This is a genomic window from Dactylosporangium roseum, from assembly GCF_025264685.1.
GTDB lineage: Bacteria > Actinomycetota > Actinomycetes > Mycobacteriales > Micromonosporaceae > Dactylosporangium > Dactylosporangium roseum.
Map to the genome: position 1 here is coordinate 4,969,639 of NZ_CP073721.1, position 23,500 is coordinate 4,993,138.

Here is a 23,500-nt window from a genome sequence, read left to right on the forward strand (position 1 = left end):
TCGTGCCGGTGCCGTTCCGGCAGTTCGTCCTCAAGCTGCACAGTCGCTGCAACCTGGCCTGCGATTACTGCTACGTCTACGAGATGGCGGACAGTTCGTGGCGGGGCCGGCCGCGGGTCATGCCGCCGGAGACCGTCGACCGCACCGCGTACCGCATCGCCGAGCACGTCTCGGCCCACCGGCTCCCCGCGGTCGAGGTCGTCCTCCACGGCGGTGAACCGTTGCTCGCCGGCGCCGACGCGGTCCGGCACGTCGCCGCGGCGGTCCGGCAGGCGTTGCCGCCCGGCGTGGCGCTGGACATCACCGTGCAGACCAACGGCACGCTGCTCGACCACGCGATGCTCGACGTGCTCCGCGACCTCGGCGTCCGCGTCGGCGTGTCGCTCGACGGCACCCCCGGCGGCCAGGACCGGCATCGGCGGTTCCCGGACGGCCGTGGCAGCCACGCCGTCGTCGCCGACGCGCTGCGCCGGCTGCGCCGCCCCGAAAACCGGCGGCTCTACGCCGGGCTCCTTGCGGTCGTCGACCTCGACGAGGACCCGGTCGCGGCCTACGAGGCGCTGCTGGCCCACGAGCCGCCGCGCATGGACTTCCTGCTCCCGCACGGCAACTGGAGCGTCCCGCCGCCGGGCAGGACGGCGGACCAGGCGCAGACCCCCTACGGCGACTGGCTGGCGGCCGTGTTCGACCGCTGGTACGACGCGCCGCGGCCGGAGACCGGCGTGCGGCTGTTCGAGGAGATCCTGTCCGCGCTCCTGGGCGGCGCCAGCCGTACCGAGCAGATCGGCCTGAGCCCGGTGACCCTCCTCGTCGTGGAGAGTGACGGCACGCTCGAGCAGGTCGACACGTTGCGCTCGGCGTTCGAGGGGGCCGCGGTCACCGGCCTCAACGTCTTCGACCACCGGTTCGACGCGGCCCTGACCCACCCCGACATCCTGGCCAGGCAGGGAGGCGTGGCGGGGCTCGCGGAGGCCTGCCGGCGATGCGACCTCGTCCGGGTGTGCGGCGGCGGGTACTACCCGCACCGGTACCGCGCCGGTGCCGGGTTCCGGAACCCGTCCGTGTACTGCGCCGACCTGTACCGGATCGTCTCGCACGTCAGAGCCCGGGTCGGCGCCGACCTGGCCCGCCTGGCCGCGGGACGGTCGTGATCGGCACCGTCCACCGGCTGCCGGCGAGCACGTTCGACGCGGTCGCGGCCGGCCGGTTCGACGGCACGGCGAGCGGGATCCTTCGCGCCGGCCAGTTCAGCCGCCACCTGCTGCTGGTGCGCGGCCTGGTCGACGCCGCCCGCGACCGCTTCCCGGGGCGGCGCGGGAGCATCGACGACGCGCTGGGGGTACTCGCGGAGGCACAGGCCGCCGATCCGGCGTCGTTCGCCGCGGTGGTCGGTTATCCCTACGTCGGTAGCTGGGCGGCACACACGCTGCAGCGGATCGCCACCGGCGCCGAGGACGCGGAGCGCCACGTCGGCCAGTTACAGGCCATCGCGGCGGCCGCGGCCGTGCGGTCCGGCCTGCGCACGCCGGTGACGGTGCCGGCGCCGGGCGGGACCGTGCACCTGCCGACGCTCGGCTCGGCGTGGGGCGGGTCGCCGGGACCGGCGACGGTCCTGGCCGGGCAGCCCGCCTCGGTGCGCTTCGCGGACCGGACGGTCCGCATCCCGGTCGGGGCCGCCGACAGCGACGGGTGGCACGCGCTGCGGCCGATCGGATCGGACGGGGCGGTGCTCGACGACCTGCACGCCTACCGGGTGCCGGCCAGCCTGGTGCCGACCCCGCGCCTCGGCCCGCGGCAGCACGCGGACTGGAGCCGGCTGCACCGCTCGGCCGAGCGGCGGCTGGTCGCCCGCAGCCCGGCGGCGGCCGGCCTGCTGCCACTGCTCAAGGCGGTGACGCCGCTCGAAGGCAGCGGAGGACTCCGGGGCCTCAGCGCGACATCCCGGCACGCCTTCGGGTCGATCGTCCTCACCCCGCCGGACGGACCGGCCGGATTCGCCGCCACGCTCGCGCACGAGTTGCGCCACGCGGCCTTGAACGCGCTGCTCGATCTGGTACCGCTGATCGAGCCCGATTCCACGCGGCGGTACTACTCGCCGTGGCGTCGTGATCCCCGGCCGCTGCACGGAATCCTGCACGGCGCGTACGCGTTCCTCGGTGTTCTCGAGTACTGGCGCGGTGAAGGCGAGCGCGGCGGGCGCACCGGGTTCGAGCTCGCCCGTACCGCGGAACAGGTGGTCACCGCGATCGACACGCTGGAGCGGTCCGGACGGCTCCTGCCGGCCGGCGAACGCTTCCTGGCGGGCCTGCGCCGATCGCTGGCACGCGACGGGCAGGCCGACGTCGACGAGCCCGCCGCGACCGCGGCGCACCGGGCCGTCGAGGAGCACCGGCTGGCCTGGCGGCTGCGGCATCTGCGGCCCGATCCGGTCGCCGTCGCCGAGCTGGCCGCGGGCTGGGCCGCGGGCCACGACCGGCCGGGCGCGACACCGGCGGCGACGCTCGCCGAGTCCACCGACCCGTTCGTCGAGAGCGGCCGCACGGCGCTGCTCGCCCATGCCGCCAAGGACGCCGCGTGGGTCGGCAGCTTGCGGGACCGGCCGGAGGAGGCCTTCAGCCGGTGGCCCGACCTGCTGGACGGTGACCTGGCACTGGCGACCGGCGACCTGCTGTCCGCGGCACGGCGGTACGGCGAACGGATCGCCACGGCACCGGACGACCTCGACGCCTGGAGCGGCCTGGCCGTGACGAGCACCGAGCCGATCTGGAGCCGCCGCCCCGAGCTCGTCCAGGCCGTGCACCGGTGCCTCTTGCGGGACGGGCGACCGGCACCCGTCCACGACCTCGCCCGCTGGCTCACCCCGCTCGCCGACGCCTACATCGGCGGCGGCTCCAGGTCGAGCTCGAACCGGTAGCCCTCACGCGCCCCGAGCAGCTCCGGGTGCTCGGGGTAGGAGTGCTCGCGCAGGGCCCGGCCGACCTCGTCGCGCAGCGCCGTCCCGCCGGCGAGGTCGCCCGTCGCGATCAGGTCGAGCGCGTAATTGTGCTGGCAGCCGAGGGCGTACGGGTGCGCGCCGTACCGCTGGTAGAAGCGATCGGCCGCCAGCCGCGAGTGCTCCAGGGCCTCCAGCGGCCGGCCGAGCGCGGTGAGGTCGTTGGCGAGGTTGTTGGCGCAGCAGAGCAGCGGCGGGTGGTCCTCGGGCGCGCCGTGCCGCCGCAGCCGGTCCATCGTGTCCAGGTTGAGCCGCCGGGCCCCCTCGGCGTCGCCGTTGAGCCGCATCGCGATGGCGAGGTTGATCGCGCAGATGAGGGTGAACGGGTGGTCCGGCGCGAAGTGGTCCCGGTAGTGGCGCAGCGCGGCCTCGCCGAGGCGCACCGCCTCGGCGTACTCGCCGTTGACGCGCAGGGTGTTGCTCAGCGTCATCTGCGTGGAGAGGGTGTGCTCGTGGTTCGGCCCGAACCGGATCCGGTGCTTGCGGTAGTTCTCCTCGGCGATGCTGCGTGACTCGACGTAGTCGCCGAGCTTGCGCAGGAGGATCGCCTGGGTGCGCAGGGCGAGCAGATAGTTCGGGTTCTCGACGCCGACGGTCGCACGGTGGCCCGGCAGGTACTCCTCCAGGCGGGTCCGCGCGTCCTGGTACTCGCCGAGGCCGTACAGGTCGCGGACGATGTTGGCGTTGACCTCGTAGTCGAACGGATCGAGCTTGTCGTCGACGAAGTCCTGGCGAACCCGGAAGGCCTCCAGGTCGAGCTCCAGCGCCCGGTCGAACTCGAACAGCAACCGGTGGTCGATGGCGAGGTTGTTGAGCGCGCGGGCCAGGTTCAGCAGGTTCGCCCGGATGGGTTCCTGCCGCCGGATGCGCTCCAGATTCTGGGTGTCGTGGTCGCGCGCCGCGTGCAAGTCGCCGCTGTTCCGCAGGTCGGCACCGACGCTCAGACCCACGAGCAGGACGTAGGGGTGGTCGGGGCCGAACCGCTCCCCGGTGAGGAGCAGGTGGTAGGTCCGCTGGTTGAGCTCGCGGGCCGCGTCGGCGTCACCGACGGACCGCAGGGCGTTGGCGAGGTACCGGTCGGCCAGCAGCTTCGGCTCGTCCCACTGCTCCGGCGGGCCGAGCCGCCGCTCCCAGGCGCGGCAGACCCGTTCGGCCAGTTCCCGGCTCGACTCGTACTCCCCCCGCTGGTACTTGAAGCGGATCTGCTGCAGCAGCAGCTCGCGGACGTCCGGGTGGTCGTCCTCGAGTATGCCGTCGTCGAGCGCGTACAGCACGTGCGGTGCCAGCTCGCTGTGCCGGCGCCACGTGCTGGCCCGGTCCGGGAAGCCGGGGGTCGCCCGGGCGAGAATGCCCGCCCTGGCCTGCCGCAGTTCGCGCCGGCGGCCGGGCTCCGTCTCGTCCCGGATGACGGCCTGCACGAGCCGGTGCACCACGAGTGCCCGGTTCACCGGGTCGAGCCGGGCGAGACCGTACCGGATGACCTCTTGCACCGTCGTGTTCCGCAACACCGGGTCGCCCAGCGCGTCGCGCAGCGGCGCGGGCACGTCGTCGCCGCTGCCGCGGGCGAGCATGTCCACCGAGATCGGCTCCGGGCTGAAGTACGCCATCAGCTCCATGAGCTGCGCCGCGGCGGGCGAGGTGCGGTTGAGCCGTTCGATCGAGACCCGCCAGGTCACCGCGACCGGCATCGCGTAGTGCCCGGACGCGTGCTGTTGCAGCAGCCGCTCGCGATGTTCGCGGAACAACTGCAGGTATTCGCCGCCGGGCATCGCGCTGCCCTCGTGCCAGGCCGCCGCCTGTTCGAGCGCCAACGGAAGATCGCCGAGCTCCTCGGCGATCTCGTCGGCGTCCTCGCGGCCCAGGGTGGGTGCGCGGCGCAGCAGCATGCGGACGCTCTCCTCGCGGGTGAACACGTCCACCTCGATCACCGGACCGCGGTTCGCCCACCCGATGTCCCGCGACGTGATCAGCACATGGTGCGTCGGCATGGGAAGGTAGTCGTCGACCGTCGCGATGTCGTCGGCGTTGTCGTAGACCAGCAACCAGCGACTGTACGGCTCGCCCCTGCGCAGCGCCTCGAGCACGTTGTGGACCGCGGCGGCCCGGTCGACGGTCGAGAGGCCCAGCCGCTCGGCGAGGCGGACCAGGGCGTCGCGGATCGCCGACGCCTCGTGCGCCGGAACCCACCAGACCAGGTCGTATTCGGCGCGGTACCGGTAGGCGTACTCGGTGGCGAGCTGGGTCTTGCCGACGCCGCCGAGGCCGTGCAACGCGTTGGGCAGCACGGCGGTGACCGAGACGGCGAGCTGGTCGTGGAGCTGCTCGAGCAGCGTCTCACGACCGGTGAAGTTGGGGTTCTTCGGCGGCACCCCACCCCACACCGCCGGGATCTTCCGGAGGTGACCTTCCACTGGTTGTCCCTCGAGGCCGTGCCCGATCACGTCGCCCCCCACATGCTCGTCGCGGTCGATGCCTCTATCGTCCCTCGCCGGGGCCGTTCGTGGGGAGGCAACGTCGAGGCCGGACGCGACCGGTTCGGCCGCGGTCTCCCGGGCCACCGTCGCCCGGGCGATCCGCACCCGGTGCTCCCAGTCGGCGACGGCCTTCGCGTACTGGCCGCCGAGGCCGCGCAGAAAGTCGGCGTTCAGCCGCGCGAGCACCGGCGCGTCCGACGACGCCGCGAGTTCGGGGGCGCTCACGAAGGCGAGGAAGTCCAGCGGCGAGCCCTCGTTCGCCTGGAAGTAGTTGAAGATGATCTCGACGATCTCCCGCCGCGTGCTCCGGGCGAGGCCGAAGACCAGCTCGGCCCGGATCACCGGGTCCATGTGGTATTCGACGTCGAACGGGTGGCCGCGCTCGGCGACCCGCTGCGGCTCGAGCAGCCCGCTCGCCACGATCTCGGCCAGCGCCGTCGGCGGCGCGTCGGGCACCACGATCCGGTGCATGAGCCGGATGATCGGTTTCCGCAGCGGCACGGCGGCAAGGTGGGTGGCGAGCTTGAAGGTCTGCGACGGCAGCAGGCGGGCCTGCGCGAGCCGCTCCTCCCGCGACGGGGGCAGCGGCGGCACCGCCTCGATGGGGCTCAGCGTCGAGCCGTCGGCGTAGAAGGCCGCGGCGCGCACCCGCTGCCCGCTCCCGCCGACCAGCCGCGCCCACGCGCCCAGTCCCCGGGCGCTGAACTCGAACAGCGGGATCGCGGCGCGCCGAGGTGGACCGGCCGCCGGATCGACGGACTCGAGGTCCAGGTCGCGGAAGCCCACCCGGGCGGCCGGTGTCGCCGGCGCCGCCGAGTGGAACTCGAGTTGGGAGACGGGAATTCGGCCACGACCCCAGACGCGCTGGGGCAGCGAGTGGATGATGGCCACGGGCGCGGTCGTGGCCAACCGCGCCAGCACCGCGGACATCCGGCCGTCCGCCCAGGCCTCGCCCAGGCAGTCGCTGAACACGATCACCGCCGTCTCACCGGCGGGGTCGAGCAGCGACGCCGGGCTCCGCAAGGCCGGCGGCTCGGTCGCCGCGGTGGCGAACCTGACCGGGCCGGGCCGCCCCGGGTCCATGAACCGCAACTCGACGCGGCGGAACGCGGCGGAACGGCGGAACAGAGCCACCAGCTCGGCCACGGTGTCCGGCCACATCCACATCGTGGTGCCGACGTCGAACAGCACGGTGAGCTGGAGTCGCTGCTCGGCTCGGGGCCGGACCACCGGGAGGACGATCCGGGTCCGCGCGGTGCGGTCCACCGTCAGCCACTCGTCGAGCACCCGGTCGGATCGTGACGGCTGGCGCAGCCGCAGCGGCCGCAACGCCCGGGCCAGCCCCTGAGCGTCCGGCAGTGCCGCCACCGTCGGCAGCCGGATGGGCTCCCCCGGGCTCTCCCCCAGCCGCCCGAGCACCGGCGGCAGGCGCACCTCGACCGACGAAGGGGCCGCCAGGGTCTCCGGCGGCTCCCCGTCGGCCGCCGGCGGCGCCTGCCGGTCGTCCTGCTGCCGCAAGCCGTCCCCCGGCTCGGACGGCCCCTCGTCCACCGGCGGCAGGTCCGCCGGGCCGGCGGCGCGGTCCGCGGGGGTCGTGTCCTCCGGCGGCCCGGCACCGTCCCGCTCCTCCGTGCCGGGTGGCGCGGGCAGCCCGGCGCCGGCCTCCGGTGCGGCACTCAGGTGCTGGGCGAGCCAGAGCACGTCGGCGATGTCACGAGCGGTCAGCGCTGGGTCGATCGTGACCAGTTGCTTGATCAACCAGTCGAGCATCAGATCGGCGGGTTCCAGGTCAGCGGCGTGAGGACACCGTCGACCAGACGACTCATGGTCGCCGGATCGGCCGTGTCGACGGACGTCGTCAGGTAGATGGCGTTGAGGAGCTGGTCGGTCGCCAGTTCCGACTCCCGGCGCAGTGCCCGGAACCTGGCGATGACCTCGTGGGCCGCGGCCGTCGCCTCGGCACCGAGCTGCGCCTGCACGATCATCGTCAGTGTCTCGTTGTCCGGCGGCTGGACGTTGATGCGCAGGCACCGCCGCAGGAACGCCGACGGGAACTCCCGCTCGGAATTGTTGGTGATCACCACGATGGGGAACTCATGGCAGCGGACGATGCCGTTCTCCACGGTCGCGGTCTCACCCGGATCCGCGGTGCCGACCTCCACGCTGGTCGTGTCGACCAGCCTGGCCAGCTCGGGGATCTCGAACTGTCCTTCCTCGAACACGTTCAGCAGGTCGTTGGGCAGGTCCATGTCGCTCTTGTCGAGCTCGTCGACGAGCAGGACCCGCGGCCGGCGGCGGGGCAGCAGCGCGGTGCCCAGCGGACCGAGGCGCAGGTAGCGGCCGATCGGCAGGACCGAGCCGGCGGCGTCGGTCCGGTAGAGGTTGGTCTCCTGCAGCCGGCCGATCGCGTCGTAGCGGTACAGCGCGTCCTGTAGCTGGCTGCGGCTGGTGACCGGCCAGTGCAGGACCTGGCCCAGACCGAGCTCGTGGGCGATGCTCAGGGCCAGCGACGACTTGCCGGTGCCGGGTCGGCCCGTCACCAGCAGCGGTCGGCGCAGCACCATCGCGGCGTTGACGGCGTCGACCACCTCGGGGCTCGGCCGGTAGGTCTTCGCCCGGTCGACCAGTCCCGGCGGCAACGACGGTGCCGCCTGCTGCGGCGCCGGCTCGACCGCCGGCGGCGCACCGTCGAACCGGCGCCATGGCGGGGGCGCGGGCAGGCGGTCGAGGCCGTCGTGCTGGTCACCGGTGCCGCGATACACACGCCAGTCAGCGGGCTGGGTCACGGTACTGCTCCTCCGGTCTTCCTGGGGCTCGGAACATCGCTCATCGGGGCGCGCGGAACGGTGGTGCGCGGAACTCGACGGGGATGCGATCGGCGTCGTCCCAGACCAGTGCCAGATGACGACCGAGGTCCTCGTCGACGGCAGGGCCCGGCTCGACCGCCGCCGCGCGCACCCGGATGCGCCGGACCTCCGCCGGAAGCTGGGCGACACCGACCCGGCGGGCGAGCGCCAGCACCGTGTCGAGCAGTGCCGGGCTGAGCGCCGGGTGGCGGCTCCAGACCAGCGCCGGCACCCCGGCGCGGATCGCGGCGGTGAACACGTCGTTCTGGAGGCGTCCGGCGTCCGGCAGCGGCGCGTCGAGGGCCAGCACCACCGGACCGCCGGTGCCGTCCGGCGCGTGGTCCTCCTGCCACTGTCGCGGCCCGGCCGGTGCCGAGACCTCGACCGCCGAGCTCGGCAGCCGGTCCCCCGCCCCGGCGAGCAGCCGCCAGCGGTGGTGCCACGCGTCGATGCTCGTCTGCGGCAGCCGGAGCCGGTCGAGGCTGCGCACGACGACGGTGTGCCGGATGCCCAGCCCGCGCGGCACGGCCCCGGAGGGCCATTGGTCGACGGGCTCGTTCAGCAACGCCCGGGGCAGCACCATCTCGACCGTCAGCGGCGCGTCGCTCTCCTTGGCGGCGGTGTCCAGCGCGGTCCGCAGGGCGGTGGCGACCTCACCGACCGACCGCAGCCGGTCGTCCATCATCAGCGGGCGCTCGGCCCGGCTGCCGTGCTGGAGCCACACCGACAGCAGGTACTGATCGTCGGACATCGCGTCGGGCCGGACGATCACGATCAGGTGGAGTGCGGTGTCGCCGGACGGGTCACCGGCCTCCGGACGGCTGCCGAGCACGTCCGGGTCGAGCCGCAGCCGGCGCCCGACCGCGCCCGTCCAGTCGCGGAGCCGTCCCGCCACGGCGGGATCGAGCTGCCGCGCCACGCCCATGACGAACGCCAGCAGCGGTGGCGGCCGGCCCTCGATGCCCACGAGCGACTCCAGCCGCGTCACGAGGTCGGCGGTCTCACCGGCGCCGGGAAGGTGGGCGTCCAGCGGCACACTGTCCCGGTACGCCGACACCACCACGGCGCGGTTCGCGTCGCCGAGGACGGCGAGCAGCTCGCCGCGCTCGGCACGGGTCAGCAGCTCGTCCGGGAACAGGAAGTCGGTCATGCGGGTCAGCCGGTCGAGTGCCGGGTCACCCGGTGCGAACCGGCCGACGATCTCGATGAGGTCACGCAGTGCCCCGCGCTGCTCCAGGCAGGCGGCGACGACGGCCGTGAGGTCCGTGCGCGGGTCGTCCGAGCGCTTCACGCGCGGTTCGGCGGGCAGCCTCCGGAACAACAGGTGCACGACATGGTCACGGGTCGGCCGGAGCTGCAACGGTGCGATGCCGAGCAACTCGTCGCACAGTCGTGCCGCGGCGTTAGGCAACAGCGGTGACCCCCCAGGATCATGGCAGACCGTGCTTGCGTCATCAGCCTTGCGTGAGCGACATTCATGGTAAACGCTCGATGGTTTGCCCGGCTCACCCACTCGGGCCGCCTGAACGGCCGATCGGTGGTTCCGTCAGCCGGGATCGCCTGTGTGGTCCGCGGTCAGGGCGCCGAGCGGCCGGAACGGGTCGTCCCACAGCAGGCTCAGGTGACGGCCGAGGTGGTCGAGGTCCGGACTCGCCCGGCTCTGCCTGCGCAGCTCCAGCACGGCGTCGGGCAGCCGGGCCGGGCCGTACAGCTCCACCACCTGCGAGAGCAGCGCCGGCTCGACCGGCTCGCGCGACCACAGGGCAAACGGCGTGCGCAGCGCCCACACCCGCGGCTCCAGGACCGGCCCGGCCGGCATCGGCACCGCGACGTCACGCAGGTGCCCCTCGCGCACGAGTTGCCGCCACCGGTCCCGGTACACCCGCCGGACCTGGAGGGAGGCGCCGGTCGCGTGCGCCAGGCTGCGGACGACGACCGGATGGCGGACGGCCAGCCCGCTGACCCACCGGTCCACAGGACGCGGCAGGAGCTCGTCCGGCAGGACGAACTCGATCGACAGGCCGGCGTCGTCGGCCGGTGTCTCCAGCGTGGCCTCGACGGCCGCCTCGATCATGCCGGCGAGCCCCGACGGATCGCGATCCTGCGCGGTGGCGAAGACCCGCGGCCGGTCGACGCCGCGCTGCACGGAGATCGACGCCCGGTAGCGGCCGCTCTGCCGTGCCGGCGCGACCACGACGATGACGTACGAGCGCCGGCCGCGCTCCGCCGCGGCGGACTCCTCGCACAGGTCGAACTGCTTCTCGAGGGATCCGCCGCTGCGGGCCAGCGCGCGGTGGACCGCGCGGTCGGACGGCGCCGACGACAGGTGCGCCAGCCGGTCGACGGCCCGCCGGAGCTGCTCGTCGGTGACGTGGCCGGCCGGTGCCGCCTCGGCGTCCGCGACGTCCACCAGGATCACCTCGGCGTCCGCGGTCAGCGTTCCGGACCGGTCCGTGGGCGTGAGGGCGGCGCTCAACCGGCGCCGATCGGCCACCGGCAGCCGCAGCGACGCGATGTCGAGCAGGGCGGCGGCCGCGCCGAGCGTCGTGTCCGGCGCGTCGGGGTCCGGCCGGCCGGACGCGGCGTCCGGCCGCAGCCGGCGCAGGGTGCGCCGGGCGGCTTCCCCGGCCGCTCCGTCCGACACCGTCTCCAGCACCGCGACGACCCGGTCCGGGTGAGCACCCGGCAACCGCGCCAACTCGCCGAGCAGGTTGGTCGCGGCCACGCCGCCGGCGCCGGACCCGGCGTCGCCGGCCAACGCGGACCGGGCCCAGTCGATCGCGACCTGGAAGCCCCCCGCGTGGTCGACCCGGCGGTCGATGCGTGTGCGCATCGCCAGGTACCACTCGTTCGGCAGCCGGTTCGGCTCCGTGGTGTCGGCGGCGGCCGAGAAGGCGGCCTGAGCGGCCTCCGGATCCGTGATCAGCCAGGCGGTGAGCTCCTGGGCGTGCTTGAACGGCGGGTTGGCCTGCCACTGCCGGTGCCGGGCGGTGTAGCCGAGCAGCAGCCGGGCGACCCGGACCACCCGTTGCGCGCCGAACCGCTCGGCGAGGCCGAGCAGCAGCACGTTGCGCAGGTGGGGCTCGATCTCGTAGAGGTCGTCGCCGTAGGCACGGCACACCGGCGACAGCAGGAACTCGGCCTCGTCGTCGTAGTCCAGCCGGTCGCCCGGCGCGGACCCGTCGCCACCGGCCGGGTCGAAGAAGTTGAGCCGGAGCAGGTGGACGAAGCCGGGGTCGACGGCGACCGGCACCGCCGCGTGGTACGCCAGCTCGATCAACCGGTCGGGCAGCCGATCACGCAGGGCGGCCAGCCCGTCGGCCACGGTCTGTAGCTGGTCCGCGCCGTTCACAGTGGACGCTCCACGGTGGCCGGGTGTCCCCGCAGGACGTCGACGGCGTCGTTCATGCCGTCCAGGGTGAGCGGGAACATCGGCACGTACCGGCTGATCCGGCCCGCGTCGCTCAGCGCCCAGCGGCGCTCGGGTGCCGGGTTGAGCCACACCACGGGCACGGCCGGTCCGGCCAGCAGCTTGCCCAGGGCCACCGTGTCGTGCTGGCGCAAGAGGTTGAACCCGCCCCTGGCCGCGCCGGCGTCGCTGATGATCACCACCGCCGTGCCCGGCGGCTCGTCGTGCAGCACCGTCCGCAGGCTCAACGGCCTGACCAGCCGCGGGTCGGCGTAGACCCGGGCGTCGGTGAGCGGCGGGATGTCCTCGACGATCGGGTCGAGGTCGGGCCGGAACGCCGACGGGAGCCCGCCGAGGGCGGACCGGTCGACCCGGGCCGCGGGCAGGTCGTGGAAGTAGGCGGTGGTCAGCCGGGCCAGCCCACCGGCGCGCGCGATCGACTCGACGACGTGGTCGACATAGTCGTGGTAGGGCACCATCGAGCCGTTGCGGTCGACCAGCACCACGAGCGTCGCGGTGTTCCGGCGGACGGAGACCAGTTCCGGTGACGACTCCCAGCCGTACCGGAGGTACCGCGCGACCGTGCCGGCGATGTCCAGCTCCACCCGCGGGCCCTCCCGCCGCCGCCGGGCCAGGCGGCGCCAGGCCTGCGCGATCTGCCGCTCGGTCGTGGGATGTTCGGCGACCAGCAGCAGCGAATCGTCGCCGTCCGCGATCGGCACCGGGGTCAGCGGCAGCGCCCGGGTCAGCCGGACCTCCATCGACTCGGACGCCGGTCGTTCGGGTGGCACGACGACCATCGGCGCGGGGGTCGGCGCCGCGCCGTCGGCCTGCGCGGTCGCCGTCGCCGGGACGCCGGAGGCCGCCGCTCGATCGGCCGGTGTCGCGTCGTGCACCGGCGCCGTGTCGCCGGTCGCCGGCGGCGTGTCGGCGGGAAGCGTCCACCGCGGCACCGTCGCGACCCGCGCGAACACCGTGCGGACGATGCTCGCCTCGGCGGCGGACTTCGCCCACAGCGCCACGCACAGATCGCGCAGCGCCCCCTCCGACCTGAGACCGTGGCCGTTGCGCAGACAGGCCCGCAGGTCGCGCAGGTCGTCGACGCCGATCCGCACACGGTGGTGACGTAGCTGGACGACCACCTCCTCGAGGAAGGACGGGAGGCGGGCGGGCCGGATCATCCCGAGACGGGCCGGTGCTCGCCGGCGCGCCCGCGCGCCACCCGTTGCTGGTCCGCGCGGAGCTTGATGAGGGCGCCGGCATGCGGTACCACCGATGCGGCGGTGTCGGTGGGCTGCCCGCGCTCCTGCGTGTACCGCACCCAGTCCATCAGCTCGCTCAGTCCGGGGTTCTTCGCGAGCTGGCGGCGCCTGAGGTCCTCGACCAGCGCGATGCCGGCCTGCCGGACCTCCGGGGTGGCCAGGTCGTGCAGCGCCAGGATGTCGTCGAGCTGCCGGGCGGACGGAAACGCGATGTAGTGGTAGATGCAGCGCCGCAGGAACGCGTCCGGCAGCGTCTTCTCCTCGTTGTGCGTGATGATCACGATCGGCCGGAGCTCGGGGCGGTCCAGCGCCGTGTGCCGCCCGCCGCCCATCTCCGCCGGGACGGTGAACGTCAGCTCGTCCAGCTCGCGCAGCAGGTCGTTGGGGAAGTCGAGGTCGGCCTTGTCGATCTCGTCGATCAGCACGACCGAGCGCCGGCCGAACTCGGCCCGGACGATGGCGGTGCCGAGCGGGCCGAGCGTCAGGTAGGAGGAGGGGTCGCGCTCCCGGCCCAGTCGCACGTCGTTGAGCCGGCCCATCATGTCGTACGTGTAGAGCAGGTCCTGGCCGCGACTGGTCGACTTGACGTGCGCCTCCTCCAGCGGCATGCCGAACGCGTAGGCCACCGCGTGCGCCAGCCGGGTCTTGCCCGAGCCGGGCTCGCCCTGCAGCAGCAGCGGCCGGCCGAGCCCGATCGCGATGTTCACCGCGTCTTCGAGCTCCGCCGACGCCAGGTACGGCTCGCGCTTCTTGAGCACCGGCGTGAAGTCCTTCTCGGCCGGCCGCCCGCCGGCCGGCTCGACCTGCCGCTCGTCCGGCCGCGCCGCCGAACTGTCGTATCGGATCGATCGGTCGAACTCACGATTGACCATTGCCGTTCCTGTTCGCGAGCCAGCCGACGAACTCGGCCGGTTTCGACTGGGCGTGTTTCAGGCTGGCGCGGATCCGGTCCATGGTGACCCGGACGTCGAGCCGTTCACCCTGGCCGCGCATGATCCACGCCGCCCATTCCTCGGCGGTCTGCCGGGTGAGCGAGAGCTCGTCGGCGGCCCGGCGGACCAGGTCGCGGACGTGGCCGGACCGCATCGACGGACCGCTGATCTCGATCACCCCGGGCGGCAGGCCGGCGTGCACACCCCGGATGAACAGCAGGACCAGCGGGCAGCGCACGTGGGACAGCGCGTCGCCGAGCCCGTCCCAGAACTGCCGGACCACGTCCGCCGGCGTCTCCATGATCAGGACGGGCAGGGTGATGCCGGTGGCGTGCAGCTCGTACTCGTAGTTGCGGACCTGCTCGATCCGGTGCACCACGTCGCCGGACATCGGGTGGAGGTTGATGGGGTCGCGATCCTCCATGGGCGGCTGGGTGTCGCACAGGAACTCGCACATCGTGGTCGCCACGATCACCTCGTCGGTGGGGATCGCGAAGCCCAGGACCTTCCTGGTCGTGGGGAAGGCGTCCTGCAGGTCGGCCCGCACGTCGGAGAGGTCGAAGTCGGAGACCTTGAACAGCCTCGCCTCGACCGGCTGGCGTTGCTCCGGGACGTGTACGGGCGGCGGCCGCCGGACCGCCGGACCGAGCCTGGCGACGAGGCGTTGCAGATCCTCACGGTTCGGCAGCCGCTCGATCAGCTTCGTCGCGACTGTGCGCTGCCAGGCGGTGTCGCCCTGCTTGAACAGGTGGTTGACGATTTCGAGCATCGAGGCGTCGCGGCCGATCCCGGTGAGGTCGGCGGTCTCCCCCGCGTCGAGCAGGGCGAGCTCGAGCTCCGTCAGGTTCCGGTATGCCGTCGCCAGCCCCCGGATCAGCTCGGCTCTCGATCGGCCAGTCATGACCTCGTCATAGCCGGAGTCGTAGCCGGAGATGCCTGGCTCCTTCCCGGATTGCCAACCGAACGTGGTAGCGCTGAGGATACGCGACATGAGCAGCCTGTTGTATTCAGCGGAACGGATGACGATCCGCGACGAGCAGTTGCTGGACTGGTCCGTCCGCGAGTTGGACGGCGACCTCCGGCTGACGGGGCTGTGCCCCGCCTGTCGTCACGAGTCGGCCACCACGGTGCCCCTTTCCGTGGTGGCGTACGAGTCGCACGTCCGGCCCAGGTCCCGCACCGCCACGGTCGGCTGCCGGTGCCGGCAGGCCCACGAGGGCCGGCCGGGCGACACCCCGGACGCGGGCTGCGGCCGCACCTGGGCCGTCCGGGCCGTCCTCGGCGCCGACGGCTACACCCTGACCACCGCCGACGACGTCGACCTCGTCGAGGCCGCGGACGCCCTCCGGCTGGCCACCGGCGACGAACTGGCCACCCTGCGCGGCGGTGCGGAGAAGTGGATCGCCGGCATCACCGCGGTCTACGGCATCTTCGGCATCACGGGCGCCGTCGTCGGTCGTGACGCGCTGACCGCGTTGCCCGGTTGGGGCCGTGTCCTGGTCGGGGTCGCCGTGCTGGCGGCCCTCGGCGCCGCCGGCTTCGCGGTGATCCGGGCCTATCGGGTCGCGTACGGCTGGCCGGTCGCCCAGCCGGTCGGCGACGACGTCGAGCTGCGCAACTGGTACGCGCGACGGCGCCGGGAACCCGCCGCGGCGGCCACGGCGCTGCGGTGGGCGGTCCATGCCGCGATCGGCTCACTGGGCGCGCTGGCGGTCGCCCTCGGCCTGCTGTGGTTCCTGCCGGTCCGGGAGCCGGCGAGCGCTCCGGTGCAGGTGACCCGGACCGACGGAGCGCGGCTGTGCGGCACCCTGCTGGTCGCCAAGGGACCGGACGGCATCCGGCTCAGACGCGCCGGCGACGGGGAGGTGGCCGTGGTGCCGCTGGTCCAGATCGCGTCCCTGTCCGCGGTGGCGAAGTGCTGACCGGCCGCCGCGGCCGTCACCGCAGGATCTCGGCGTCCACCTGCTGACCGGCCAGCGCGACCCGGACCGCCTCGATCGGCACGGCGACGTTGAACCGCGCCGGCCGGCCGGACGCGCGGTCCGGGTCGCCGGCGAGATGGATCGCGACCAACCGGCGGAGGCTGTCGATGATCGGCGCGCCGGAGGAGCCGGGCGCCGTGTTGATCCCGTGACGCAGCCGGGTGCGGTTGCCGTTGAACCCCAGCGCCTGGCCGAACGCGGTCTTGAGCGCCTCGTCGCCCGCGTGCTGCAGGATCTGCAGCGACGCCTGGTCGGGCAGCGGGTCCCGGCGGCGGTCGGTGAACCAGCCCCGCGGGGCGGTGACCCCGTCGCGGCCGGTCAGCAGCGTCTCGCCGGGCCTGTCCCGGACCCGGAGGACGGCGACGTCGGCCTGCGTCGGGTCGGGAACGCGGTGCGGGTCGACCAGGTTGTCGACCGGGCTGCTCGGCGCCGACGCCACGAGCCAGTCGTCGGCGAGCTCGAACAGGACCCCGGGCCGGGACAGGTTCCCGACGACGTAGTGGTCGAACAGCAACCGCACCTCGTCCGGGCGGCGGTCGCCGTCGATCACCCGCGCCACGACGTGCTGGTTGGTGAGGCACAGATCCGGCCCGATCAGGAAGCCGGTGCCCAGCGGCTCGACCTGCGCACCGACGAGCTGGATCCGGCACACCCGTGGGGGCAGCGCGTGCAGCCCGGTGATGTAGGTGTCCACGTCGACCCGCGGCTCGCCCTCGCGCACGGTGCGCTCCCGGGCGGCCGGCGACCCGACCGGATCCGGCGGCGCCGACAGCCCGTGCTCGGCGGCCCAGGACCGCAACGCCTCGTGCCGGGGCCGGTTGGCGACCAGCGCCGCGGCGATGCGCCGCTGCCATGCGCCGTCACCGCGCTTGAACAGCTCGGTGAGGACGGTGGCCGGCGGGTCGAACCGCGTGGAGAACTCGTCGATGCTGACGTCCTCGGCGAGCAGGGCCAGTTCGAGCTCGGTGCGGCCGGTGTACGCCTGCGCCAGCCGCGTGATCAGCTCCGCCCGCAGCGACCCCGGCAGCGCGTCCACAGCGGCGATGGTACGGGATCCGGTCCACCGGCTTGTGGCAGCACGGTCAGAAGAGGGTCAGAGGTTCGACCGGGTCCGGCTGGGGCAGCGGGTCGAGGTCGGGCACCCTGGCGCGCACCTCGTCGTGGAACCGGCGGGCCAGCAGGGGCGCGTCGGCGTTGTCCGGGGTGTGGACGAACACCGTGGGCGAGCGGCCCTCGCGCAGCCAGCCGGCGACCACGTCGACCCAGCCCTGCCAGCCCTCGACCGTCAGCTCGGTGGCGTCGCGGCCGAGGTACCGAACGATCGGCCGGTCCGTCAGCGCGACCGATCGCAGCGGTGTGCGCGGCTTCTTCGTCCAGGCGTCCCGCTCCGCGTCGCTGGTCGGCGGGCTCCGGAAGAACGCGGTCGTGTCGAACGGGACCCATTCCGCGCCCACGGTCGCGAGCACGCCTTCGAGCAGCCGGGTCGAGTGCGGGTCGGCGAAGAATGCCGGGTGGCGCACCTCCACGGCGTAGCGGTACGACGCGGGCAGCCGGCCCAGGAAGCGGGCGAGCACCGGGACGTCGGCGGGGGCGAACGACCCGGGCAGTTGGATCCACAGCGCGTGGGCGCGCGGGCCGAGCGGCTCGATCGCGTCCAGAAAGGCCCGCAGCTCCGCGTCGGCGCCGGCGCCGGCGAGACGGTGCTCGTGGGTGACGACCTTCGGCAGCTTGACCACGAACCGGAAGCTTGGGTCGGTCTGCTGCGCCCACGAGGCCACGGTGTCGCGGGCCGGCGTCGCGTAGAACGTCGTGTTGCCTTCGACCGCGGTGCACCAGCCGGCGTAGGACCGCAGCCGCTCGTGGGCCGGCAGCGGGTGCGCCATGAAGCGCCCCTGCCACGCCTTGAGCGTCCACATCGCGCATCCCACGTGAAGCCGTCTCACCGGACGTACCGTATACGGCCGCCGCGGGACGTGCGTGGGCGCGCCCCGCGGCGGCGGCCCGCGGTCAGCGCCGCACGCGGGCGCCGGCCCCCCGCATCAGCGCCTCCACCTCGGTGCGGCTGGCCATCGACGTGTCGCCCGGCGTGGTCATCGCCAGCGCGCCGTGCGCCGCGCCGTACTCCACGGCCAGCGCCAGGTCGCCGGCGTGCTCCAGCAGGCCGTAGATCAGTCCCGACGCGAAGCTGTCGCCGCCGCCGACCCGGTCGAGGATCTCCAGGCCGGGCCGGTGGGTCGCCTCGGCGAACGCGCCGCCACCCCACGCCACGGCGCCCCAGTCGTTCACGGTCGCGCTGCGCACGCCGCGGAGCGTGGTCGCGACGACCTTGAAGTTGGGGTACTCCTGGGCGACCGACGCGATCATCGCCTTGAAGTTGCCCGCGTCCAACGCCCCGCTGTGGATGTCGGTGTCCGGCACCTCGAAGCCGAGGCAGGCGGTGAAGTCCTCCTCGTTGCCGATCATCACGTCGACGAGGCGGGCGAGCCGGCGGTTGACCTCACGCGCACGCTCCTGGCCGCCGACGGCCTGCCACAGGCTGGGCCGGTAGTTCAGGTCGTACGACACGAGCGTGCCGTGCCTGCGGGCGGCGGTCATCGCGGCCTCGGCCGTCTGCGCGGCCGTCTCCGACAGCGCCGCGTAGATGCCGCCGGTGTGCAGCCACCGCACCCCCAGCGTGCCGAAGAGGTGGTCCCAGTCGACGTCGTCGGGCTTGAGCCGGCCGGCCGCGGTGTGGCCGCGGTCCGAGGTGCCGACGGCGCCGCGCACGCCGAACCCGCGCTCGGTGAAGTTCAGGCCGTTGCGGACGGTCCGGCCGATCCCGTCGTAGGGCATCCAGGTGATGAACCTCGTGTCGACACCGCCCTGCAGGACGAGGTCCTCGAGGAGGCGGCCGACCTCGTTGTCCGCCAACGCGGTGACGACCGCGGTCCGCAGCCCGAAGCAGCGCCGCAGGCCGCGCGCGACGTTGTACTCCCCGCCGCCCTCCCAGACCCGGAACTCGCGTGCGGTGCGCACACGGCCCTCGCCGGGATCGAGCCGCAGCATGATCTCGCCGAGCGAGACCAGGTCGAAGCGGCAGTCGTCCGTCGGGCGGGGCGTGACGACGCTCATGCCGCACCTCCGGCGGCCGCCACGGCCGCCACGGCCGCCTCGGTACGGGAGGTGATCTCGTCCCAGCGCTCGCCGGCGATGAGGTCGGCCGCGACGATCCAGCTCGCGCCGACCGCCAGCACGGCCGGGACGGCGAGGTACTCGGGCATCACGGCGGGCGTGATGCCGCCCGTCGGGATGAAGCGCACCCCGCGGAACGGCGCCGCCAGCGCCTTGATCATCTCGGCCCCGCCGAGCTGCCGCGCCGGGAAGAACTTGACGATCTCCAAGCCCGCGTCGAGAGCCATCTGGATCTCGGTGGCGGTGGCGACACCCGGGAACACCGGGACACCGGCCTCCTGACACACACGGACCACGGCCGGCGCGAAGCCCGGCGTCACCACGAACCGGGCACCGGCCGCGAGGGCCTGCTCGGCCTGGCCGGCGCTCAGCACCGTGCCGGCGCCGACGACGAGGTCGCTCCGCGCGGCGAGCGTCTTGATGGCGTCGAGCCCGGCAGCGGTGCGCAGGGTCACCTCCGCCGCGGTGAGCCCGCCCTTGACCAGGGCGTCGCCGAGCGCACCGGCGTGCCGGGCATCCTCCAGGACCACGACGGGCAGCACCCGACCGATCCACGGCCGTTCACCATCATGAACATCAGTCACGTACGTGACCATACTGGAGGCCACAGGTGTTCGCTAGAGTTGCGGCCGTGCCCACCCCGCCAGAGGACTTCCAGCCCGTCAAGTCGGCCGGGCGCACGCTCGACCTGCTCGAACTGCTCGCCGACCAGCCCCACCCGTGGACCCTGGTCGACCTCGCCCGCGCGCTCGAGATCCCGAAGAGCAGCCTGCACGGGCTGTTGCGCACGCTGACGAGCCGCGGCTGGGTGCGGACCGACGAGACCGGCACCCGCTTCCGCCTCGGCATGCGGGCCCTGCGGGTCGGCGCCGCCTACCTCGACGGCGACGACACCGTCGGCCTGCTCTCCGGCGTCCTCGACGAGCTGTCCCGCCGGTTCGGCGAGACCGTCCACCTCGGCCGGCTCGACGGCGACCAGGTCGTGTACCTCGCCAAGCGCGAGTCGGTGCACCGCCTGCGCCTCTACAGCGCCGTCGGCCGCCGCCTGCCGGCGCACGCCACGGCGCTGGGCAAGGCGCTGCTCGCCGAGCACCCGGACGCGGCGGCCGACCGGATGCTGAGCTGGCCGCTGCCGCGCCTCACCCCGCGCACGGTCACCGACCGCCGCGCCTTCCACGCCGGCCTCGCCGAGGTGCGCGCGGCCGGATACGCCGTCGACCGCGAGGAGAACGCCGAGGGCATCATGTGCTTCGCGATGGCCGTGCCGCTGGTGCGCCCCGCGGTCGACGCGGTGAGCATCTCGGTGCCGGTGACCCGCGTCCGGCCGGAGCTGGAGACGTCGATCGTCGCGGCGCTGCGTGAGACGGTCGGCGGCCTCGGCCCGGCCCGCAGCATGCTGAGCGCCTGAGGTCCTCGGGCGGTGGCCGCGGAGTACTGTGGCGGCCCAGGCGACCACAGCACTCCACACCAGCCGGCGGACGAGGCCGCCGCCGACAGGCCGCAGCGGCGGGCGACGTCGGCCGCGTCGCGCACGTCGCCGCGGCGGGCCAGCGCCATCGCGACCCGGCACGCCGTCGCATACGCGCTCTGGGCGTCCGGTGTCGCGTCGAGCAGGCCGAGGTCGCCGGTCTGCTCGACGAAGGGTGCCACGACGGCGACCACGCGACGGTACTCCGCGGTGGCCGCGGCGGCCGCGGTCGCGGGTGGACAGCGGGGCGAGGACGGGGTTGGCGGTCAGCGCGTTCTCGATGTAGCTGAGCGCGAACAGCTCCTCCTCGCCGGACAGGACGTCGCCGAGGTTCCACACGTCGGCGCGGTTCGCCAGCATGTCCGGGATCCGGAACCGCCGGCCCGACTCGGTGTACGGGTTGCCGGCCATGCACACGGCGAACCGCTTGCCACGCAGGTCGTACGTGCGGGTCCGGCCGTTCCAGACGCCCTCCATGCGGCGCTGGGCGTCACAGAGGGAGATGAACTTCTGCGGCAGCTCGGGCGACACGTGCTGGATGTCGTCGAGGTACAGCAGGACGTTGTTGCCCAGCTCCAGCGCGAAATTGATCTTCTCGACCTCCTGGATGGTGCCGCACAGTCGTGCGGGTGGTGTCTGTCGCTCGTGATCGCTGCTGGACCCGGGCGGCGCGTTCCGTGCCGGGCGACTCCAGATCATGGGAAAGATCTGGCTATCGGGGCAGCCACATCTTTCCCATGATCATGAGGTTGAGCGGCATGGCGGCGGAACGCGGGAACGCCTCGGTGGCGACACCTTCCGGGCCTATCGCCCGAATTGTCGACCTTATTCGGGTTGGCATGGGGCCGGGTCTCCCCGATCACGGACGTCCGAAAATCGCCATACGGCCATATCGACCGGCGACCGGTGCTGGATCAGACGGCGACCGGGGTGCGGGAGGGCTGGGTGCCGCCGACCGGGCCGGGCCGGTCGGCGGGGCGGGCGGACAGCAGGACGACCAGGCCGAAGGCTATGACGGCCAGACCCCACCACAGGAACGGCCACGGGGCGGCGGCGCGGGTGTGCCAGGCCGGCAGGTATCCGGTGAGACTCCAGTGGGTGAGCCCTTCCAGCACCCGCAGCGGCACCAGATAGCCGTAGTCGGCGGAGAAGCCGTTGCTGGGACTGAACCTGCACAGCGTGTCCAGACCCAGGGTCACCAGCACGCACACCACGGCCCACGCGGCGACCAGTCCGTTGCGCGCCCGCTGTAGCGCGTAACCGATGGAGAAGGCGAACACCGGCAGGACGGCGGCCCAGAGCCGGGCCGGCGGCGCCCAGCCGCCCCACCAGCCCGGCGAGGTGAGCAGGATGGCGCAGTACGGACCGACGACCGCGAGCAGGCGCAGGTGGAGCGTGCGGTGGCCGCCGGCGATCGCCAGGATCACACCGGGCAGCACGAACAGGAAGACCGGGTAGGAGAACAGCACGCCGTGCTCCTGGTCCAGCAGCACGCCGACGAGGCTCTTGACCGGATTGGCGCCGAACAGCAGCGCCTTGTCCCCGGCCTGGTTGACCGACGGGTTGAAACTCTGCCACACCGTCCGCAGATACGTCACCAGCGCGACGGTCAGCACACCCAGCGGACCGAGGAACGCGAGCCAGCGCCGCCGGTCGCGCGGCCCGCCCTCGCGGTGGATCCGCCACGCCAGCAACAGCACCAGCGGCAGCACCAGCGGCAGGAACCGGCTGTGCACCCAGGGCAGCGCTCCCAGCCCGGCGGACACGAGCAGCAGGTCGCGGAGGCGCAGCCGCGCCTTGGTGAGCAACCGGAACCCGTACAGCACGACCAGCGCCGCGAGCGGTTCGACGAACGCCTTCGCGGTGTAGGTCAGCACGGTCGAGCCGAGGCCGATACCCACGCCGGTGAGCAGCGCGGGTCGCCGGTCCAGGCCGAGCCCGCGAACCAGCCAGAAGACGTTCGCGACGGTCAGCAGCGACACTGCGACCATGAACAGCAGCACACCGGTGCGCCCGCCCAGCAGATACGGCACGTGCCACAGCAGCGGACCGCCGATGCCGTGCCAGGGCAGCGTCTCGTGCGGCGGAGCCGCCAGGTGCGGGGAGAGCGGCCCCGGATGGAACGCGGTGAAGGCCCAGGAGTCGTACACCTGCCGCACGTGGATGGACCCGTGCCGCTTGAGCGCCTCGTTGATGACCAGGTAATGCGGCTCGTCGCCGTCCGGCATCCGCGTATACCGGTGGACCAGGGCCGAGACCACCATCGGCACGCCGCAGATCGCAAGGAGCGCCGCCAGCGCGCCGCGGTCGCCGGGAGCCGGCGCGGTGTCGGCGGTCGCCGATGCCAAGGATGCGCTGACCAACCCGACCTCCCCCGCCGTCGTGACGGCAGCATGCTACGCCTCGCGCGGCCCGGCCGCGGCCCCGCGCACCCGGCGGGCGTCCGCGGCGATCAGCCCGGCGGCCGTCGGCGCCGGGCTGATCGGCCGAGGAGTTCCAGCCGGTCAGAGCACCGCCTGCTCGGCGTGCGCCACCAGCTCGAGCGAGTCCTCGCGGCCGAGCTGGCGCTCGCAGAGGTAGCCCAGCATCGACCACGTGGTGTCGGTCACCTGCTCCGGTGGGAACCCTTCCAGGAGGTTCTCCTCGCCGAGCTGGGTGCGGATCAGGGCCCCCGCGGCGGCCGGGTCGATCTCCACGTCCTGGGCCATCGCCGAGACGAAGGCGGCGATGGACTCCGGTGGGGTGTCCTCGTCGAAGAGACTGCGCACCGCGAGGCGGATCGCCGCCTCGAGCACCGGCGAATCGTGCTGCTCCGGCGGCAGCTCCGCCGCCCGTTCCGCCGCCTCCTCGTCGTTGTTCAGCAGCGCGACGACCACCGCGCCGACCCGGGATCGCGGCACCCAGGCCTCCTCGTTCTCAGTCCCCATGGGATCGAGCGTAGCCAGGGCCGCCGGTGCCGGCACG

At 73.5% G+C, this 23,500-nt stretch carries 17 protein-coding genes; 4 read left to right on the top strand and 13 right to left on the bottom strand.

The features are described from left to right. Positions 1 to 8: 8 nt before the first annotated feature. Complete coding sequence (locus Drose_RS23330) at positions 9 to 1,151, top strand: FxsB family cyclophane-forming radical SAM/SPASM peptide maturase (protein ID WP_260723434.1); 1,143 nt, start codon at positions 9 to 11, stop codon at positions 1,149 to 1,151. Next, entirely contained in the window at positions 1,148 to 2,914 is a 1,767-nt protein-coding gene (locus Drose_RS38810; protein WP_313899927.1) for an HEXXH motif domain-containing protein, read from the top strand. The genes Drose_RS23330 and Drose_RS38810 overlap by 4 nt, the downstream gene beginning before the upstream one ends. On the opposite strand, the gene fxsT is transcribed toward Drose_RS38810, so the two are convergent. From fxsT to Drose_RS23370, 7 genes are all read right to left on the bottom strand, one after another. Beyond that, complete coding sequence (gene fxsT / locus Drose_RS23340) at positions 2,875 to 7,224, bottom strand: FxSxx-COOH system tetratricopeptide repeat protein (protein WP_260723435.1); 4,350 nt, start codon at positions 7,222 to 7,224, stop codon at positions 2,875 to 2,877. The genes Drose_RS38810 and fxsT overlap by 40 nt on opposite strands. Positions 7,225 to 7,235: 11 nt before the next feature. After that, on the bottom strand, positions 7,236 to 8,252 hold the full coding sequence (locus Drose_RS23345; protein WP_260723436.1) for an AAA family ATPase: 1,017 nt from the start codon (positions 8,250 to 8,252) through the stop codon (positions 7,236 to 7,238). A gap of 40 nt (positions 8,253 to 8,292) precedes the next feature. Then, the gene (locus Drose_RS23350; protein ID WP_260723437.1) at positions 8,293 to 9,723 is read right to left on the bottom strand and encodes a VMAP-C domain-containing protein; all 1,431 of its coding nucleotides are present in this window, start codon (positions 9,721 to 9,723) and stop codon (positions 8,293 to 8,295) included. Between the two features lie 135 nt (positions 9,724 to 9,858). Further along, the gene (locus Drose_RS23355; protein ID WP_260723438.1) at positions 9,859 to 11,664 is read right to left on the bottom strand and encodes a VMAP-C domain-containing protein; all 1,806 of its coding nucleotides are present in this window, start codon (positions 11,662 to 11,664) and stop codon (positions 9,859 to 9,861) included. After that, positions 11,661 to 12,902 (bottom strand): VWA domain-containing protein, encoded by a 1,242-nt coding sequence (locus tag Drose_RS23360; protein WP_260723439.1) that lies wholly within the window; start codon positions 12,900 to 12,902, stop codon positions 11,661 to 11,663. The genes Drose_RS23355 and Drose_RS23360 overlap by 4 nt, the downstream gene beginning before the upstream one ends. Then, positions 12,899 to 13,855 carry an AAA family ATPase gene (locus tag Drose_RS23365; protein WP_260723440.1) on the bottom strand — a complete coding sequence of 319 codons (957 nt, stop codon included), beginning with the start codon at positions 13,853 to 13,855 and terminating at the stop codon, positions 12,899 to 12,901. Before Drose_RS23365 ends, Drose_RS23360 begins: the two co-directional genes overlap by 4 nt. Beyond that, the gene (locus tag Drose_RS23370) at positions 13,842 to 14,816 is read right to left on the bottom strand and encodes an effector-associated domain EAD1-containing protein (RefSeq protein WP_260723441.1); all 975 of its coding nucleotides are present in this window, start codon (positions 14,814 to 14,816) and stop codon (positions 13,842 to 13,844) included. Before Drose_RS23370 ends, Drose_RS23365 begins: the two co-directional genes overlap by 14 nt. A gap of 88 nt (positions 14,817 to 14,904) precedes the next feature. Between Drose_RS23370 and Drose_RS23375 the strand changes: the two genes are divergently transcribed. Further along, positions 14,905 to 15,837, top strand: coding sequence for a hypothetical protein (locus Drose_RS23375; protein WP_260723442.1), 933 nt, complete (start codon positions 14,905 to 14,907; stop codon positions 15,835 to 15,837). A 16-nt stretch (positions 15,838 to 15,853) separates the two neighbouring features. Here the strand turns inward: Drose_RS23375 and Drose_RS23380 are convergent, their stop codons facing one another. From Drose_RS23380 to eda, 4 genes are all read right to left on the bottom strand, one after another. Beyond that, the gene (locus Drose_RS23380; RefSeq protein WP_260723443.1) at positions 15,854 to 16,933 is read right to left on the bottom strand and encodes a serine protease; all 1,080 of its coding nucleotides are present in this window, start codon (positions 16,931 to 16,933) and stop codon (positions 15,854 to 15,856) included. A 46-nt stretch (positions 16,934 to 16,979) separates the two neighbouring features. Then, complete coding sequence (locus Drose_RS23385) at positions 16,980 to 17,813, bottom strand: DUF72 domain-containing protein (protein WP_260729791.1); 834 nt, start codon at positions 17,811 to 17,813, stop codon at positions 16,980 to 16,982. Positions 17,814 to 17,904: 91 nt separating this feature from the next. Continuing rightward, positions 17,905 to 19,008, bottom strand: a complete 1,104-nt coding sequence (locus Drose_RS23390; RefSeq protein ID WP_260723444.1) for a sugar kinase — start codon at positions 19,006 to 19,008, stop codon at positions 17,905 to 17,907. Then, the gene (gene eda, locus Drose_RS23395) at positions 19,005 to 19,652 is read right to left on the bottom strand and encodes a bifunctional 4-hydroxy-2-oxoglutarate aldolase/2-dehydro-3-deoxy-phosphogluconate aldolase (RefSeq protein ID WP_260723445.1); all 648 of its coding nucleotides are present in this window, start codon (positions 19,650 to 19,652) and stop codon (positions 19,005 to 19,007) included. Before eda ends, Drose_RS23390 begins: the two co-directional genes overlap by 4 nt. Positions 19,653 to 19,699: 47 nt before the next feature. On the opposite strand from eda, the gene Drose_RS23400 reads away from it, so the two are divergent. Continuing rightward, the gene (locus Drose_RS23400; RefSeq protein WP_260723446.1) at positions 19,700 to 20,476 is read left to right on the top strand and encodes an IclR family transcriptional regulator; all 777 of its coding nucleotides are present in this window, start codon (positions 19,700 to 19,702) and stop codon (positions 20,474 to 20,476) included. A gap of 974 nt (positions 20,477 to 21,450) precedes the next feature. Here Drose_RS23400 and Drose_RS23405 read toward each other — a convergent pair. Both Drose_RS23405 and Drose_RS23410 read right to left on the bottom strand, forming a co-directional pair. Beyond that, positions 21,451 to 22,899: a hypothetical protein gene (locus Drose_RS23405; RefSeq protein ID WP_260723447.1), complete on the bottom strand. Its 1,449-nt coding sequence runs from the start codon at positions 22,897 to 22,899 to the stop codon at positions 21,451 to 21,453. A 141-nt stretch (positions 22,900 to 23,040) separates the two neighbouring features. Next, entirely contained in the window at positions 23,041 to 23,463 is a 423-nt protein-coding gene (locus Drose_RS23410; RefSeq protein ID WP_260723448.1) for a hypothetical protein, read from the bottom strand. Between the last annotated feature and the right edge of the window lie 37 nt (positions 23,464 to 23,500).